Origin of the sequence: Halonotius sp. F2-221B (assembly GCF_046719765.1) — an archaeon.
Taxonomy (GTDB): Archaea; Halobacteriota; Halobacteria; order Halobacteriales; family Haloferacaceae; genus Halonotius.
Window position 1 is genome coordinate 151807 of the sequence record NZ_JABEBY010000003.1, and the last position, 16965, is coordinate 168771.

Consider the following 16965-nt stretch of genomic DNA (forward strand, 5'->3'; position numbering starts at 1 on the left):
CGTGCATGGAAAGGTGAATTTAGATGCCATTCCTCCCGAATTTGACGTTTTCACGGCCGTTCTCGCCGTAACTGGTGTGATCATCTATATTGTATGTATTGAGAATTACTATACAAACTCTTTTGTATCCCCACCCTGTAGAGAGTGATGTCTTACATGGACGCTGACGACTTTCCAACCCCGGACGCAGACGTGAGCAGTATCGAGCCGGAAACGCTGAAAGCCCGGATCGACGACGGCGAGGCGGTCACCATCCTCGACGTGCGGATGGCCTCCGAATACGAGGAGTGGCATATCGACGACGAGAGCGTCGAGTCGATCAACATCCCATACTTCGAGTTCCTCGACGAGGAGATCGACGACGCTGTCCTCGACCAGATCCCTGACGACCGCGAGCTTGTCGTCCTCTGTGCGAAGGGTGGTGCCAGCGAGTATGTCGCCGGCACCCTCCTCGAACGCGACTACGACGCGATCCACCTCGACGAGGGGATGAACGGCTGGGCACGGCTCTATGACGCCGTCGAGGTCACCGACTACGATGGCGCCGGCACCCTCCTACAGTATCAACGCCCCTCCTCGGGCTGCCTCGGCTACTTTGTCTACGACGACGGCGAGGCGGCCGTGATCGACCCACTACGCGCGTTCACCGACCGCTATCTCGACGACGCCGACGAGCTTGGTGTCGACCTGAAATACGCGCTCGACACCCACATCCACGCCGACCACATCAGCGGGATTCGTACCCTCGACGCGGAAGGCGTCGAAGGCGTCATCCCCGAGGCCGCTGTCGACCGCGGCGTCACCTACGCCGACGAGCTAACGACCGCCGCCGACGGCGACGAGTTCCAGGTTGGCGAGGCGACCATCGAGACGGTCGCCACCCCGGGCCACACCACAGGCATGACCTCCTATCTCGTCGACGACTCGCTGTTGGCGACCGGCGACGGGCTGTTCATCGAAAGCGTCGCCCGGCCAGATCTCGAAGAGGGCGACGAGGGCGCGCCTGACGCCGCCCGGATGCTGTACGACTCGTTGCAGGAGCGCGTGCTGACGCTGCCCGATGACACACTGATCGGCGGGGCACACTTCAGCGACGCCGCCGAGCCAGCCGCCGACGGCACCTACACCGCACCAATCGGCGAGCTTGTCGAGGAGATGGACGCCCTAACGCTGCCGAAAGAGGAGTTCGTCGACGAGATTCTCGCGGATATGCCGCCCCGGCCGGCCAACTACATCGATATCATCGAAACCAACCTCGGCCAGCAGACGGCCGACGACGAGGAAGCCTTCACCCTTGAGCTCGGCCCGAACAACTGCGCGGCCAGCCAAGAGTCGATGGCGGGGGACTAAGCCGACCGATGGTCGCCGACCTTCTCGTCTTCCAGACGCTCGCCGAGCTGTTCCCCAACGGGATCAGCCGGTATGCCATTGGCGGACTGTTCGTCGGGCTCGGCGCGGCCGCGATCTACGCCGGCACCGCGATCAACGCCGGGGCGAGTACGTTCCTTGAGTCGACGCTGTCGTACGTCTCCGACCGCCCGCGGTTCAGCCGGTATGTCCGATCGCGGGACTGGCGGCTCGTCTTCACGCTGGGGATCATCCTTGGGGCGGCTGTCTACGCCGTCATCTATCAGGGCGGCGCGTGGACGACCGAGGTGGCCCCATGGCGACTGCTCGTCGGCGGCATCTTCGTCGGGGTCGGCACCCGAATCGGGAAGGGCTGTACCTCCGGCCACGGTGTCTGTGGCGTCGGCTCGGCGTCGAAAACGTCGATAGCGGGCGTGCTCGCCTTCCTGTTGACCGCGATCATCACCGCCCAAGTCGTCGCCGCACTGGGGGTGACACCATGAGCACCGCCGGGGGCAACGAGGGCCGCCATCCCCTGTTCATGCCGCTGATCCTCGTCGGCGGGGTGATCTTTGGCTTCGGGCTTGGCTACAGCCATATGGCCCGCCCGGAGGTCGTCTTGGACTTCCTGCAGTTCGAAGATTTCGGGCTGCTGTTTGTCATGTTCGGCGGCGCGGCGGTCACCGGGCTCGCCTATGTGGTCGTCCCGCGGCTGTTTGACCGCGCGCCGCTGACTGGTGACGGCTTCGGTCGCCGGCTGAAATCCTTCGATCGCAACGTGTTGATCGGCGGCGGCATCTTCGGCGTCGGCTGGGGGCTGTCGGGCATCTGTCCGGGCGCGGGCTACGCCAGCCTCGGCGTCGGCAACCTCCCGATCCTGTGGGCGATCGGTGGCATGTTCATCGGCGCGTACGCCCAAGGCGTCTGGCGGAGTCGCACCGCACAGTCCGATGCCGCAGCCGCGAGTGCTGACTAACGGCTGCACGACACGATTCTCTCACAATTCATGGAACTTGCAGCTATCGCGTTGTTTCTCGTCGCTGGACTCGCCAGTCTGTTCATGGCGTGGGTGATCGGGGCCGGCTCAAGCGGCGCGACCCCCTTCGCGCCGGCGGTCGGGGCCAACGCCATCCCGACGATGCAGGCCGCCTTCATCGTCGGCCTGCTCGGCTTTGCCGGCGCGATCACCCAAGGGGCTAACGTTTCGGCGACCGTCGGGGGTGGCCTGATCGGCGGCGTTGAGATCCCCGCGGTCGGCGTCATCGTGATCTTGCTCGTCGGGGCCGGGCTGATGGCCGTCGGCATCCGCACAGGGTATCCGATCGCCACCGCCTTCACCGTCACCGGCGCGGTCGTCGGCGTCGGGCTGGCGATTGGGGGCGCGCCCGCCTGGGCTACCTACCAGCAGATCGGTGCCGTCTGGGTGTTGACGCCGATCGTCGGCGGCGGGATCGCCTACGGGATCGCCAGCGTGTTGCCGCGGCCAGACGCTCCCGAGACGGTCACCGTCCCCGTGTTGGCCGCTGTGGTCGGCGTCGTCCTCGCAAACGTCGAGTTCGCGTTTCTCGGCCCCGGCGGCACGATGGGATCGCTCACGGGCGCGGTTGGCCGACAGCTCGGTAGCGGCGGGGTCGTGACAACCGCCGGCGTCTCAGTTGCGGTCGCCGTGGTGATCGCCGCACTCGTTCGCTGGGATATCAGCCGCGATGAGGCTGGTGGGCTGCGACACGTCCTGCTCGTGTTGGGCTCGCTGGTCGCCTTTTCGGCTGGCGGCAGTCAGGTTGGACTCGCGGTCGGGCCGCTGTTGCCGCTGTTTGCGACGGTCGGTGCCCTCTCGCCAGCGGTGATCCTCGCCGGAGGTGGAATCGGCATACTCGCGGGCTCGTGGCTCGGCGCGCCACGGATGATCAAATCACTCGCCCAGGACTACTCCGATCTCGGCCCCCGGCGGTCGATCGCCGCGCTCGTCCCGGCGTTTCTGATCGCACAGGTGGCGGTGCTGTTGGGCGTGCCGGTCTCGTTCAACGAGATCATCGTCAGCGGGATCGTCGGCGGCGGTGCAGCCGTCGGCGGGGGATCGGCAGTCGATCCTCGAAAACTACTGGTCACTGTCGGCGCGTGGGCCGGCTCCCTTGGGCTATCCTTTGTCGTCGGCTACGGCGTGATGGCCGGGCTTCAGGTGGCGTCGTCGACCCCGCTCGCGTGATCGACCGGCAGCCACAACCGAACGGCGTTTTAGGCTCCACGGGATACAGACAGCCATGGAGTGCCGGCAGTGTCACACCGATCTCGATCGGCCGGGCGATTACTGTTTGGTCTGTGACACCGCCAACTGCGATGCCGTCGTCGCCGTCTTCGAGCGCGATGCAGCGACGCTGACGATGCTCGACGACGAAACAATCGTCGGCGAGACAACGATCACAACGGTTCCCGAAGTTGATGACACCCACGACGATCGCGCCACCGTCGTCGAACTCCGAAACTTCGCCGGCCGGGTCGCCGACGAGATCCGCCGGAAACGGCCAGAAACGGTCTTTGCTGCCGGCGAGCGCGACCCGCTGCGGGAGACCCGCAAACAACTGCATTACGAGTTTTATCGTGTACCCGACGAGAATCCCGTCGAGACGGTGCGCAACCGCCGCGGCGAGTCATCGCTTGCGGTCGTCGACATCCCGCCACGCGAAAAGATCGGCGGGAGCCACTCGACGATCATCGGTGATCGGGCCGGTCGCAACGCCATCAGCATCGTCGCCGACCACCCACATATCAAGAAGATCATCCCCGGGCCGATCGATGCCGGCGGCACGGGCTCACAGAGCAGTCTTCGCGCGAAGATCACCCGCGCCGACCACAACGGCAACGTCCGGATGCTGCTGCGGGATGGCTCCAGCGTCCAAGAAAACCGGTTGGTGACGACCGCACCGGATCTGGAAACCGGCGAGCGCGTCCGGGCGGCGCTCAACGAGGCCTTGGAGGACGCCGAACTCAAATAGCCGGACTCACTTCGAGCGGCGCGGCTGTCTCGACTGTCGACCCCGGCTGGGGCTGTCGCGTGGACACCGCCAGCCCAGCGGCTTCAGCTTTCCGCGGTAGAAGTCGGTCATGCTGTCGGCGAAAAACACCTCAAAGCTGCCTCGGTAGCGGGTGGATGCACTCGTTGTCGACAGCGGGGCCCGTCGGAGCACGATCGCAACCGAGCCGGCCGGAAGGGTGTACGCCGTGACCGATCCTTCGGCGACACAGGTTTGTCGGCGCGTCGCGCGGCCCTCGGTCGCGGCTGGTTGGTCGGGTTGGCTCGTCTCGCCGGCTTTGTATTTTCGAAGCTGCAGCTGTTGGGTGGAAAGCCCCTTGAGCTCGACACAGAGCTGTTTCCACTGCCGAACCCGGTAGCGAACATCCGCGGTGTTCAGGAGGTGCGTGTTTTCGAACCCGGTCGCAAGATGGGTTGTGAGCGTCTCGATGACCGATTCGAAGGAGCGATCGGTTGGATCGACGATAACAAGCGAGATCGCAGGGATGGTTCCATCCGGAAACCGATCCTCGTAATCCTTTAACAGCTGTTTGACCCCCATCTATCAGTCCCCCCGCGGCTAGCTGGGTATAGAATCAGCAAGTAGATAAGTCTGATTGTAGATCACTATTTACTCTGTCTCAGTGTCATGTTGACACCCTACCGTTGCACCCAGCAGACAGCGGGAGACACGAGCCGACGATCACACCGCGGTGACGGCGACGCCGGTCGCCCACACCGCCCCCAAACCCGAATCATTCTTAGGGTGCGATGTCCATACCAACTGTATGGAACTCAACGCGCAGATCGCGCTGACCGTGCTGATGGGGGTGTTCCTCGTCGCGGTCGCCACGTTCCTCACGCGGATCGAGAACTGGCGGTCGTACACCCCTGTCGGCGGCGGGGGCTCGTTCATCGAGGAGTCCGGCTACATCGACGAAGAGAAACCGGCCGGGATCGTCCGGTGGCTGACGACCGTCGACCACAAGGATATCGGCATCCTCTATGGGCTGTACGGGATTATCGCCTTCGCGGTTGGCGGGCTGATGGTCGTGATTATGCGGCTGGATCTCATCACCGCCAACTCGCTGCTCGGGACGGCAACCTACAACTCCCTGCTGACGAGCCACGGGATCACGATGCTGTTCCTCTTTGGGACGCCGATCATCGCTGCGTTTGCCAACTATCTCATCCCGCTGATCATCGGGGCCGACGATATGGCGTTTCCCCGGATCAACGCCATCGCCTTCTGGCTGTTGCCGCCGGCGGCGCTGCTGATCTGGGCGGGCTTTTTCGCCAAACCACTGGGTCTGTTCGGGCCTGCTCAGACGGCCTGGACGATGTACACGCCGCTGTCGCTTGGGGCCGCTGGGCCGAGTGCTGACGCCGTCGGCGGGGCCGGCGTCGACCTCATGCTGCTTGGCCTCCATCTCTCGGGGATCGCCGCAACGATGGGGGCGATCAACTTCATCGCCACCATCTTCACCCAACGCGGTGAGGAGGTCTCCTGGGCCAATCTTGACATCTTCTCGTGGACGATCCTCACCCAGTCGGGGCTGATCCTCTTTGCGTTCCCGCTGCTCGGCAGCGCGCTGTTGATGCTGTTGGCTGACCGCAACCTCGGAACAGCGTTCTTCCTGACTGACGGCGGCAACATCCTCTGGCAGCACCTCTTTTGGTTCTTCGGCCACCCTGAGGTCTACATCCTCGTGTTGCCGATGATGGGGATCGTCAGCTACGTCCTCCCGCGGTTTGCCGGCCGGAAGTTATTCGGCTTCAAGTTCGTCGTCTACTCCACGCTGGCGATCGGCGTCCTCTCGTTCGGCGTCTGGGCCCACCACATGTTCGCCACCGGAATCGACCCCCGCGTCCGGGCATCGTTCATGGCGGTGTCGATGGCGATTGCGATCCCCTCGGCGGTGAAGACGTTTAACTGGATTACGACGCTGTGGAACGGCCGGGTGCGGCTGACGACGCCGATGTTATTCTGTATCGGCTTCATCTCGAACTTCATCATCGGCGGCGTCACCGGCGTCTTCCTCGCGTCGATCCCGATCGACCTTGTGCTCCACGACACCTACTACGTGGTCGGCCACTTCCACTACGTCGTGATGGGTGCGATCGCCTTCGCCGGCTTTGCGGGCATCTACTACTGGTTCCCGCTTGTCACCAACCGGATGTACCAGGCCAGCCTCGGGAAGGCCCACTTCTGGCTCACGATGGTCGGCAGCAACATCACGTTCCTGGCGATGATCCTGCTGGGCTACGGCGGCATGCCGCGGCGGTACGCGACCTACCTCCCGGAGTTTGCGACGCTCCACCAGGTCGCCACGCTCGGAGCCGTCCTGTTGTTGATCGGCCAGATCATCTGGCTGTACAACATGGTTTCCTCGTGGTTTGAGGGCAAACGCGTCGAAAGCGGCGATCCGTGGAACCTCCGCCAGGACAACGTCCGCACCGTCGAATGGCAGTGGTTCGAGCAGAAACTCGACACGCAGATCGCCACCGACGGCGGCGACGAGGATGTCGCAACCGACGGCGGCGAGCCGGCCGATGAGGCAGAGACGGTCGACGACGAACGCGACGGCGACGCCTGATCGGCGCGACCGACACGGTCTTTTTTCACCGTTAGCTGTTGAGGGGGTGATATGCTGCGACGAGAAGCGAGTCTCGCATCCGGCGGAGTGCTCGCCACCGGCAGCGTCGCCGGCTGTCTGGGACAGCCGACAGGGTCAGCGAGTGACGACGAAGAGACAACGACGGATAGTGGGTCGACCGAGATCGCTGACGATGCTGCACTGGAGGCAACACTCGAAGTCGGCGACGACAGCCGGACGTTGTTTACGACCGCCGACATCGCGCGTGTCGGTGCCGTTTCAACACGGCCACAGACTGGGCCATCGGTACCGATCGAACTCACGGCGGCGGGAACTGAATCGGTCACCCAGACAGCCGCCGCTGTCGACCTCGATAGCAGCTACGAGGCGGCAACGATCACCATCACCCTCGATGGCGAGCGGATCAATCAGTTCGGGATCAACGCCGAGCTCGCAGCGGAGATGGCGGGCGGCGGGTGGAGCGGCCAGTTCGTCCTCACCTTTGTCGATGAGGCCGCAGCCACAGCGTTCCGTGATCGCCTGCTTGCTGAGGGCTAACTGCCGTGGGCTGACTACATCACCAGCACGATGCCGGTCACAAACATCATCAGCGCGATCCCGCCGAGAACGAGGCCGAGCAGGTCGCTGTCATCCATACCGAGAGTTAGGCTGCCGACCTCAAAACGACATCGGTCGGAGGAAACCGGAACAACATCGATCGGACGAAACGGGTAACTGCGTGCCGCCCCCACGCGGTGTATGGCCACAAACGTCGGCGGTCGGCGGCTCGTCGTCGCCCTCTACGGCGTGATCGTCTGTTTCACCGGGGTTGCCGGCTACCTCGCGGCGGGCGTCGTCGGCGAGATCGAGCCGCCCCGGTTTCTGTTTCTCATCCCGTTTCCGGCCACCCGGCTCGGACTGGCGGCCTACGGCGCGCTCACGATCGCGCTGATCCTTGGGGTGCTACTGATCGCCGTCACCGTCGTCGCCGACCGGGTTGACGACGTGGAGCCGACACGGAATCGCTCGACCGAAGCGGAGGAATCGACACCAGCCACCGAAGAAAACGACGAGTAATCGCAGGCCGAAAACAGCCGGCGGCAGTGTCCGACCCAAACATATGTCCAGTTCTCTGAGTGACGCGTGTATCTTTAGTAATTGTACATGATAGAACTGTGCATGAGTGTCGATGCCGGCGACGGCGACGTGTTGACCGCCGCGGTACGGACGGCCGACGGCACCGGATATGCGGCGTACAACGAGCGTGCCGACGGCTCGGTCGCGCCCTTCTATGTCGTCTACGCCGACAGCGACCGCACCGATCGGTACGGCTACATCTGCGGGGCCTGCGGCAGCCTTGCGGTCGGAATGGATCCGATGGGGCGACTCGACTGTGCGGAGTGTGACAACAGCCGGAAGGCCGCACAGTGGGACGCCGCCTATCTCTGAGTTGGCCCCAGCACACAGAGATCAATCACACCATTAGGCGTCGACGATCGGCGTGCCGGACAGCAGCACGCGAACCATACTCCCCTCCGCCGTCGACTCGAAGCTGAGGTCGCCGCCGAGATAGTCGACGATCCACGTCACGATCCAGAGACCGATCCCCGAGCCGTGGCGCAACGGAGTTTCGCTGCCCGCCTCCAGCACATCGAACTCGTGGGCCGGGATGCCGGGCCCGTCGTCGCTGATCTCGATGCGAACGACGCCGTCGTCGACGCTGATCGCAAGCTCGACGCGCGGGCGGTCGGCGTCGGTGTGTTCGATCCCGTTTTCGAGCAGTTCGGTGAGCAGCCGCCTGAGCAGCGGCTCATGAGAGACAACCCGGAGCGTCGCCGGCATCTGAACGGTGAGCTCACAGTCGTATGTCTCACGGAGCGAGCCGACAACCGAGTCGACAGTCTCACCGAGGGCAACCGCCTGTCGCTGTTGTTGGGAGGCCTCCAGCACCGTCTCGACCGCACGCGCCTTCGTCGCCGTCCGCTGGGTGTGTTCGATCTGGGTTGCGATCCGGTCGCGGAGCGTGTCGGTCTCGATCTCTTCGGTGTGAGCGAGGATCGTATCCAGATCGTTCCGCAGATTGTGTCGCAGCACGCGGGTGAGCACGGCAAGCTGTTGTTCCCGCGTTTGGCGGTCGGTGATATCCCGCAGCAGCACCGTTCGCCCGATCGTGGTCTCCTCGCCGTCGGCAACGGCGTCGATCGTCACCTCGTAACGACGGTGACCGTCGGCCGTAGCCAGGGAGAGCCGCGTCGGTGAGTCGGTCGGCAACGGGGTGATCCCCTGCAACACCGCACCCAACTCTTGGCCGATGATCGTCTCAGCCGAGCTGCCGACGATCCGGCTGGCCTCGGCGTTGGCATCGAGGATCCGGTCGTCGGTGTCGATGAGGAACAGCCCGACCGCAAGCGTTTCCAGCACCTCATCGCGGGCGACGGCGTCGGTCTCCGGAAACGCCGTAAACACCTGGTAGCGATCGACGGCGACCGCGACGCCGACAGCGGCGACACCAAAGCCGAGGAAGGTCACATCGACCGGCAGATAGTCAACAGTGTCACCGCCGGCCGTCGGGCGGCTGATCCGGCTGGCAAACGCCATGAGATACGGCGCGAGCAGGGCTATCGTGAGGACGGCAACCTGGCGGTAGCTGACCTGTCGATACCGGCGGGCAAGCCGGACGAGCAGGTAACAGCCAACGACGAGAGAGCCGATCAGGCCGAGTACCACCAGAATGACCACAAGCCAGTAGAGCCCGACGAGGCTGTCGGGGGCGGCTTCGCCGGCGGCCTCCCGAATCACGATCAGCGTCGGCAGCAGGGCGATCGGCGTCGCCGCCAGCAGCTCCCGGCGGCGGGTCACCAGCTCGCTGCGGCCGGTAAACGCGAGGGTATATCGCAGCCACAGGATCGGGCCGGCGACGGCGGCGGCGGTGATCGCCAGCCCGCGAAGGTCGCTGCCGAAAACGGGGAGCGAGGCGTCAACACCGAGGATCGACGGCCCCAACACGAGCGTTGCCCAGAGCGTCTGAGAACCCACCAGGAGGACAACAGGTCGGGCGACCGGGGTCGATCGATACCGGAGGATGTGAGCGAAGACGGCCAGCAGGCTCACCAGCGCGCTCACACGAAGGAGGGCCACGACCGGCAGGCTATCGAACGCCATCGGGTGGGCGTGTGTTCCGATACCGCCGGTTTACGCTTGTTGGTCGCGGCGACCGGTGGACGATCCCGATAGCCAACATATTAATGACATGATTTATACCGGTGTCGGTGTGAAAGGCGACTATGGGTGAGGGGAGAGTCATCGCAGTCGCAGGCGCAAAAGGCGGGGTCGGCAAGACGACGACCGCGATCAATCTCGGGGTCGCGTTGGCCCAGACCGGCCAAACTGTCGCCGTCGTCGAACTCGATCTTGCGATGGCGAACATCATCGATTTCCTGCAGTTTGAGCCCGACCGCACCCTCCACGACGTGTTATCCGGAACCGCGCCAACAACCGAGGCTCTGTATCCGATCGACGACCGGATGCACGTGTTGCCCTCCGGCACTGAACTGGCCGGGTTCAACGCGATCAACGTCGCTGCCCTCGCGCCGGTGATCCGCAGCCTCCGGCCGGCCTACGACTTTGTCCTGCTTGATACCGCAGCCGGCGTCAGCCCCGAAACGATCTACCCGCTCCGGCTGGCCGATGAGGTGCTGATCGTCTCGACACCCCGGGTTGCCGCGATCCGCGACGCCAAGAAGACCATCGAGCTCGCCGGTCGCGTCAACGGCGAGGTGATGGGCGTCGTCTTCGTCCGGGCGGGCTCCGGGCGCGCGCCGCCGCCCGAGCGGTTGGCGACGTTTCTCGAAACCGATCTGGTCGGCGTCGTCCCGGAGGATGGAACGGTCGCCGCCGCCCAGGATATGAGCGAACCGGTCTGTTTGTTCGACCCCGACAGCCCGGCGGCAACGGCGTACCAGGAGATCGCCGACAGCCTCGTCCTCACCGACGCGGCAGGTGGGGCGGACGACGGGGACGACGACACCGTCCTCGGGATGGGTGGTGTCGCCGATCTACAGAACGCCGAGAAGATCGTCGAAAACGCCGCCGAGGCCGATCCTGACGGGATGGGCGGGACGACCAAGCCGCTTGAGGGCAACGAGCTGTCGACCGGCGATCCCGACGACAACGGCTTCGAGTTCGTCAAGCGAAAAGGCGAGTAGCTGGCGGTAGCAGCACCGACTCAGTCGTCGCCGCAGCCCGCGAGTTAGTCGTCGCCGCGTGCGGCCGTCTGGATGTCGTCGACGATCTCGGGATTGCGGAGCGTGCTCGTATCACCAAGCTCGTCGTCGTTGGCGATGTTTTCCAAGAGGCGGCGCATGATCTTCCCCGAGCGGGTTTTCGGGAGCTCCGGCGTGAAGACAACCTTCTCGGGGCGGGCGATCGGGCCGATGGCGTCTTCGACACCCTCAATGATCCGATCGCGGAGCGTGTCGTCCTCCTCGTAGCCGTCCTCGGTGATGACGTAGGCGTACACCGCCTCGCCTTTGATCTCGTGGTCGCCGCCGACGACGGCGGCCTCGGCGACACCCTCGACGCCGACGATCGCGGATTCGATCTCCATCGTGCCGAGGCGGTGGCCCGACACGTTGAGCACGTCGTCGACACGGCCAAGGACGGTGAAGTAGCCATCCTCGTCGAGTTTCGCGCCGTCCTCGGGGAAGTATACCCAGTCGGCCGACTCGTCGCTGTCGACCTGTGAGTATTCCCGCCAGTACTCGTTGATAAAGCGGTCGTCGTTGTTGTACAGCGTGCGCAGCATGCCGGGCCACGGTTTGTTGACGACGAGATAGCCGGCCTCACCAGCCCCGACCGGGCTACCGCGAACGTCGACGATGTCCGCGCTGACCCCCGGCAGCGGCGGCCCCGCGGAACCGGGTTTCATCTCACCGATCGCCGGCAGCGTCGTCAGCATCATCCCGCCGGTCTCGGTCTGCCACCAAGTGTCGACGACGGGGCAGGACTCGTCGCCGATGTGTTGATAGTACCATTTCCACGCGCGTGGGTTGATCGGCTCGCCGACGGTGCCGAGCAGCCGGAGACTCGAAAGGTCGTGGGCGTCAGGGTACTCCGTGCCCCACTTCATGAACGAGCGGATCGCCGTCGGCGCGGTGTACAGCTGGTTGGCTTCGTACTCCTCAATGATCTCCCAGAGGCGGTGGCGGTCGGGATAATCCGGCGTCCCCTCGTACATCATCGTCGTCGTGCCCAAGGCGAGCGGCCCGTAGACGATGTAGGAGTGGCCGGTGATCCAGCCGATATCGGCCGCACAGAAATAGGTATCCGCGGGTTTGATGTCGAGCACCGCATGCGAGGTCCACGTCGCCCACGAGAGGTAACCACCTGTCGTGTGTTTGACCCCCTTCGGCTGGCCGGTCGTTCCGGAAGTGTACATCAGGAACAGCATATCCTCCGCGCTGCGGGAAACGGGGTCAACCGTCTCGTCGTCGTGGGCGGCGACGAGGTCGGCGTAGGTGTCGTGGCCCGAAAGATCGTGATCGAAGCTATCATCGTCGGGGAGGCGGTTGACGACGATCGTGTCGGTGTCGTGGTCGACGCCGGCCAGTCCCTCGGTTGCTTTCTCGAAGTGGTTCAGCGGATCGCCGCGGCGGTAGTAGCCGTCACAGGTGATCAGCTGTTCGGAGTCGGCGGCGTTCATCCGCGTCGCCAGAGCATCGGCCGAAAAGCCCGCGAAGACAACGGAGTGGGGCGCGCCGATCCGGGCACACGCCAGCATGGCGATCGGCAACTCGGGGATCATCGGCATATACAGCGTGACGATGTCGTCTTCCTCAACGCCCTGGGCGCGGAGGGCGGCGGCAAAGGCGTTGACCTCGTCATGAAGCTCCCGATAGGTGTAGGTGCGGTTTGCCTCGTCGGTCGGTTCGCCGACCCACTCGATGGCGGCCTCGTCGCCGCGCTCGTCGAGATGGCGGTCGAGACAGTTGGCGGCAGCGTTCAGCTCGCCGTCGGCAAACCACTCGTAGAACGGCGGGTTGCTGTCGTCGAGGATCTCGGTATATTCGGTGTCCCACTCCAGCATGTCGGCCGCTGCTGTCCAGCAGTCCGGCCAGTTGGCCGCAAACTCGTCGTAGATATCGGGGTCGGTGACGTTCGCCTGCTCGACGAACGAAGCGGGCGGTTCGAAGGAGTCCTGTTCGGCGAGTCTGGCTTCGAGTTCGACATCAGGATCAGCCATTGGTGTCTGATTTCAGTTGATTATCCATGATAAATCTACCCACCCGATTTCGACCGATCTGAATCGGGTCGGCGACCGGCCGAAGCCAACCTATACATCTATCAACAGGTGTCGCAAGATCTTAATATAATAACTAATAAGCATCAATAATTAATGAAGTGGGTCTACAGCTCGGCGACAGGTGAGGCGCTTCGATCCGAGCTTACCACGCTCGGATCACGTGAGGATGTTGCGGGGCTGGTGCTGTTGGCGACACCGTCTGTCGATGTGACAAACGAGGGGTTTGAAACAACGCTGCAGTCGGTGTCGGTGCCGGTCTGTGGCGGGGTCTTTCCACAGGTGATCGCCGACGGCGAGCGACACGACGCCGGCCTCTTGGCGATCGGCCTGCCGAGCGAGCCAACGATCACGGTTGTCTCCGAGCTGAGCGATCCCGACGCCTCGCTGCCGGCCAACGGCTCCGAGGCGGCGTTCGTCTTTGTCGACGCCTACGCCGACCCCGATGGGGTGGAATCGCTGATCGACGCGCTGTTCCGCACCTACAGCGTCGGGCTCAGCGTTGTCGGCGGCGGTGCCGGCCGGCTTGACGACGACGGGCCCTCGCTGTTCACCGCCGACGGCGTCATCGAGGATGCGGCGGTGATGGCGGTCGTCGATCAGGCGATGGGGATCGGGGTTCGACACGGTTGGGAGGAGCTCGCCGGCCCCTTCCGTGTCACCGACGCCGACGGCGGCACGATCCGCGAGCTTGACGGTGAGCCGGCCTTCGACGTATACCACGACGCGATCGAAACCAACACCGAGACGACGGTGCAACGGGACTCGTTTTTCGAGACCGCCACCGCCCACCCGTTCGGCATCAGCCGGCTGGACGGCGAGCCGATCGTCCGCGACCCCTTCGACCTCGACGGCGCGGCGATCAGCTGTTTCGGCCCCGTGCCGGAGGGTGAGTTTGTGACCGTTCTCTCCGGGGAGCCCGATACGCTGATCGGTGCCGCCGAGCAGGCGGCCGACACCGCACTCGACGATGAGACGGTCGCCGAAGATGCGGGGACGCTCTGTGTCTTCGACTGTATCTCCCGACAGCTGTATCTGCAAGACAGCTTCGACCGGGAGATCAGTGCGATCGACACCGACGCGCTGCCGATGGTCGGCGCGCTCACAATCGGCGAGATCGCCAACGACGGGACGGGGCATCTCGACTACTACAACAAAACAGCGGTTGTCGCGGCGGTGAGCGACGATGCCTGAGCGCCACCAGCGGGTGCAAGCCCTCTATGAGATCGCCCTCTCGATCGGCGGCAAGGAGACGCTCACCGATACCGCCGACGCCGCGTTGGCGGGCTATCTCCGGAAGCTCAACTGCTCGGTTGGCGGCATCTTCCGGGCGACAGCCGACGGCTATGAGCCGACAGCGACGATCCCCGCGGATCCGACAAGCAACGACCTGCTGTCGACCGCGATCGACCGGCTTGCGGAGGTCTCGACCGATGAGCTTCCACTGCACGCGGAGCCAACCGCCGGCACCCACTACTATCTGTTTTCGCTGCCGGAGTTCGGCGTGCTTGTCATCGGCAAACAGGGTGGGGCGGTCGACACCGCGACGCGGTCGGCGTTGACACCGCTCAACGAGAAGCTTGCGGAGGCCTGTCGCAACAAGCTCGTCGAGCGCCAGCTCCGGGAGCAGCGCAACCGGTTTGAGGCGGTCTTCAACGCCATCCCCGAGCCGATCGCCAACACCGTCGTCGACAACGGTACCGAACGGATCATCGCCAGCAACAGCGAGTTCGACCGAACGTTCGGCGACATCGAGGAACCACCGAAGACGACGGTCGCCGCCGACCTTGCCGATGCCGACACGGGAGCATCAGGCCACAACCGCCCGATCAACACCGACGAGAGCAACCGCCGGATCACCACCGAAACGGCCTGTGAGACCGTCGGCGGTACCGGGACGTTCCTGTTCCACGGCGTCCCCGTTGACGGCGAGCAGGCCGCCGAATACATCCATCTGTACGTCGATATCAGCGAGCAAAAACACAGAGAGGAGACGCTCCAGCGGTATGAGCGACTCGTCGAGAACCTCCCGATCGGTGTGTATCGAACAACGCCGGGAGCCGACGGCGAGTTCAAACTCGTCAATCAGGGACTGGTGGAGATTCTTGGAGCCGACTCAAAGAACTACTTCGAGAACCGACCGGTCAGCGACATCTACGCCGACGCCGCGGATCGAAAGGCGTTCAGCGACCGCCTGCTGGAGGAGGGCACCGTCGACAACGTCGAACTCCAGTTCGAGACCGTCGACGGCACGCAGATCTGGGGGGAGGTCTCCGGCATCGTCACCGAAACCGACGACGGCCCGGTCTTCGAGCTGGCACTCCAGGATATCACAACCCGGAAGGAACGCGACCAACAGCTTGACGTGCTCAACCGGGTGTTGCGCCACAACCTCCGAAACGCGCTGAACGTGATCGACGGCAACGCGACGATGCTCGAAAACGAGCTCGACGAGGACAACGACGAGCTCAAACGCCACGTCGAGGGGATCGAACGCCGGGTATCGAACCTCGAAGAGCTCAGCGAGAAGGCCGTCACCGTCCGGTCGCTGTTCGATCAGGGGCGGTCGACAACGACCGCCTGCGACGTGCAGGCGTTGCTCATGCGGGTCGCCAGAGAGTTCGAGGATCGCCACCCAGAGGCGCGGGTCGTCGTCGACGCCCCCGAGGAGTCGCTGTACGTCAACGCCGACGTGCGGCTGAAGATGGCGCTCTCGGAGCTGGTCAGCAACGCGGTCGTCCACAACGACCGGTCGACACCGGAGGTGAAGCTAACCACCGAGACGGTCACACGCGACGGCGAGCAGGCTGTCGAGGTCGTCATCACGGACAACGGCCCGGGGATCCCCGAACACGAGCGGCAGGCGATCGAAACCGGCGAGGAGACGCCGCTGCAACACGGGACGGGGCTTGGCCTGTGGCTGGTCTACTGGGCGATGTCGCTGCTCGGCGGGGATATCCGCATCGACGACGCCGACCCCGGCACCCGGATCACACTGCGGCTCCCGCGGGTCGGCACCGACACCCATCCCCGGGACGGCGGAACGGGGATGGCAATTAACAGCGGCGACTAACCGAAGTTTTCGACCTTGGCGGCAGCTGCGTCGCCGCCGGCAGCGTCGATCGCGTCGGTCGCCGTGGTCACAAACTCGTCGAAGCCGTAGACAAACACCTGTTCGGTTTCGTCGGCCGTGATCACCTCGTCGACGGCGGCGGCAAACTCCTCGTCGGTCGTGATCGTGACCGTCGCACCGTCCTCCGAAAGCCGTTCAAGCCGCGTTTCGTGAACCGGTGTTTCAGCGCGGTAGACGAGGTGTGCCGCGTTGCCGTCGGCGACGGCGCGCTCACCGATGCCGACGGCCGGGCCGATGCCGGGGCCGCCAGCCAACACGACAACACGGTCTTCACCCTCGTAGTAGTCCGATCCGAACGGGCCGCTCATCTCGATGGTGTCGCCGGCCGAGAGGGCGGCGAGCTGCTCGCTGAACGGGCCGCTCTCGGCGGGATCGATCTCGACGGTGATCTCAAAGGTGTCGACCACGTCGGGCGAGGAGAGCGTGTAAAATCGGGCGTCCTCCTCGCCGTCGACGGTCGCCAGCAGCTTGACGAACTGTCCCGGCTGGGCGCTGAACCCGTCGGGGCGTTCGAACTCGATGGCGACCGTCTCGGGGCCGACTGCGGTCACATCTGTGACCGTCACCGTCGCATCCATAC

General features: G+C 64.4%; 17 protein-coding genes. 12 read left to right on the plus strand and 5 right to left on the minus strand.

What is annotated here, in order from left to right; genetic code table 11:
- The first annotated feature begins 156 nt into the window (after positions 1-156).
- From HKK80_RS03150 to HKK80_RS03170, 5 genes are read left to right on the plus strand one after another with little or no spacing between them, the layout of a single operon-like run.
- A complete protein-coding gene (locus HKK80_RS03150; RefSeq protein ID WP_411798203.1) occupies positions 157-1350 on the plus strand; it encodes an MBL fold metallo-hydrolase in 1194 nt (397 codons plus the stop codon).
- Positions 1351-1358: 8 nt separating this feature from the next.
- Entirely contained in the window at positions 1359-1850 is a 492-nt protein-coding gene (locus HKK80_RS03155; protein ID WP_411798160.1) for a YeeE/YedE family protein, read from the plus strand.
- Positions 1847-2323 (plus strand): DUF6691 family protein, encoded by a 477-nt coding sequence (locus HKK80_RS03160; RefSeq protein ID WP_411798161.1) that lies wholly within the window; start codon positions 1847-1849, stop codon positions 2321-2323. The genes HKK80_RS03155 and HKK80_RS03160 overlap by 4 nt, the downstream gene beginning before the upstream one ends.
- Before the next feature lie 30 nt (positions 2324-2353).
- Positions 2354-3553, plus strand: coding sequence for an anion permease (locus HKK80_RS03165; protein ID WP_411798162.1), 1200 nt, complete (start codon positions 2354-2356; stop codon positions 3551-3553).
- 55 nt (positions 3554-3608) lie between these two features.
- The gene (locus HKK80_RS03170) at positions 3609-4340 is read left to right on the plus strand and encodes a DUF2103 domain-containing protein (RefSeq protein ID WP_411798163.1); all 732 of its coding nucleotides are present in this window, start codon (positions 3609-3611) and stop codon (positions 4338-4340) included.
- 6 nt (positions 4341-4346) lie between these two features.
- On the opposite strand, the gene HKK80_RS03175 is transcribed toward HKK80_RS03170, so the two are convergent.
- Positions 4347-4919 carry a hypothetical protein gene (locus HKK80_RS03175; RefSeq protein ID WP_411798164.1) on the minus strand — a complete coding sequence of 191 codons (573 nt, stop codon included), beginning with the start codon at positions 4917-4919 and terminating at the stop codon, positions 4347-4349.
- Positions 4920-5181: 262 nt separating this feature from the next.
- On the opposite strand from HKK80_RS03175, the gene HKK80_RS03180 reads away from it, so the two are divergent.
- Together HKK80_RS03180 and HKK80_RS03185 are read left to right on the plus strand one after the other, a co-directional pair.
- A complete protein-coding gene (locus tag HKK80_RS03180) occupies positions 5182-6954 on the plus strand; it encodes a cbb3-type cytochrome c oxidase subunit I (protein WP_411798204.1) in 1773 nt (590 codons plus the stop codon).
- Between the two features lie 51 nt (positions 6955-7005).
- Complete coding sequence (locus HKK80_RS03185) at positions 7006-7512, plus strand: hypothetical protein (RefSeq protein WP_411798165.1); 507 nt, start codon at positions 7006-7008, stop codon at positions 7510-7512.
- A 14-nt stretch (positions 7513-7526) separates the two neighbouring features.
- Here the strand turns inward: HKK80_RS03185 and HKK80_RS03190 are convergent, their stop codons facing one another.
- A complete protein-coding gene (locus tag HKK80_RS03190) occupies positions 7527-7721 on the minus strand; it encodes a hypothetical protein (RefSeq protein WP_411798166.1) in 195 nt (64 codons plus the stop codon).
- Between HKK80_RS03190 and HKK80_RS03195 the strand changes: the two genes are divergently transcribed.
- Both HKK80_RS03195 and HKK80_RS03200 read left to right on the plus strand, forming a co-directional pair.
- Positions 7714-8031 carry a cox cluster protein gene (locus HKK80_RS03195; protein ID WP_411798167.1) on the plus strand — a complete coding sequence of 106 codons (318 nt, stop codon included), beginning with the start codon at positions 7714-7716 and terminating at the stop codon, positions 8029-8031. The genes HKK80_RS03190 and HKK80_RS03195 overlap by 8 nt on opposite strands.
- 102 nt (positions 8032-8133) lie before the next feature.
- Positions 8134-8403, plus strand: coding sequence for a DUF5816 domain-containing protein (locus tag HKK80_RS03200; protein WP_411798168.1), 270 nt, complete (start codon positions 8134-8136; stop codon positions 8401-8403).
- Between the two features lie 33 nt (positions 8404-8436).
- Here the strand turns inward: HKK80_RS03200 and HKK80_RS03205 are convergent, their stop codons facing one another.
- Positions 8437-10116 carry an ATP-binding protein gene (locus HKK80_RS03205; RefSeq protein ID WP_411798169.1) on the minus strand — a complete coding sequence of 560 codons (1680 nt, stop codon included), beginning with the start codon at positions 10114-10116 and terminating at the stop codon, positions 8437-8439.
- Between the two features lie 122 nt (positions 10117-10238).
- On the opposite strand from HKK80_RS03205, the gene HKK80_RS03210 reads away from it, so the two are divergent.
- Positions 10239-11159 carry a MinD/ParA family protein gene (locus HKK80_RS03210; RefSeq protein ID WP_411798170.1) on the plus strand — a complete coding sequence of 307 codons (921 nt, stop codon included), beginning with the start codon at positions 10239-10241 and terminating at the stop codon, positions 11157-11159.
- 44 nt (positions 11160-11203) lie between these two features.
- Here the strand turns inward: HKK80_RS03210 and acs are convergent, their stop codons facing one another.
- A complete protein-coding gene (gene acs / locus HKK80_RS03215) occupies positions 11204-13195 on the minus strand; it encodes an acetate--CoA ligase (protein ID WP_411798171.1) in 1992 nt (663 codons plus the stop codon).
- A 153-nt stretch (positions 13196-13348) separates the two neighbouring features.
- On the opposite strand from acs, the gene HKK80_RS03220 reads away from it, so the two are divergent.
- Positions 13349-14446 (plus strand): FIST signal transduction protein, encoded by a 1098-nt coding sequence (locus HKK80_RS03220; protein WP_411798172.1) that lies wholly within the window; start codon positions 13349-13351, stop codon positions 14444-14446.
- The gene (locus HKK80_RS03225) at positions 14439-16325 is read left to right on the plus strand and encodes an ATP-binding protein (RefSeq protein ID WP_411798173.1); all 1887 of its coding nucleotides are present in this window, start codon (positions 14439-14441) and stop codon (positions 16323-16325) included. The genes HKK80_RS03220 and HKK80_RS03225 overlap by 8 nt, the downstream gene beginning before the upstream one ends.
- Here the strand turns inward: HKK80_RS03225 and HKK80_RS03230 are convergent.
- Entirely contained in the window at positions 16322-16963 is a 642-nt protein-coding gene (locus HKK80_RS03230) for an FAD-dependent oxidoreductase (RefSeq protein ID WP_411798174.1), read from the minus strand. The two genes, HKK80_RS03225 and HKK80_RS03230, sit on opposite strands and share 4 nt — an antisense overlap.
- Between the last annotated feature and the right edge of the window lie 2 nt (positions 16964-16965).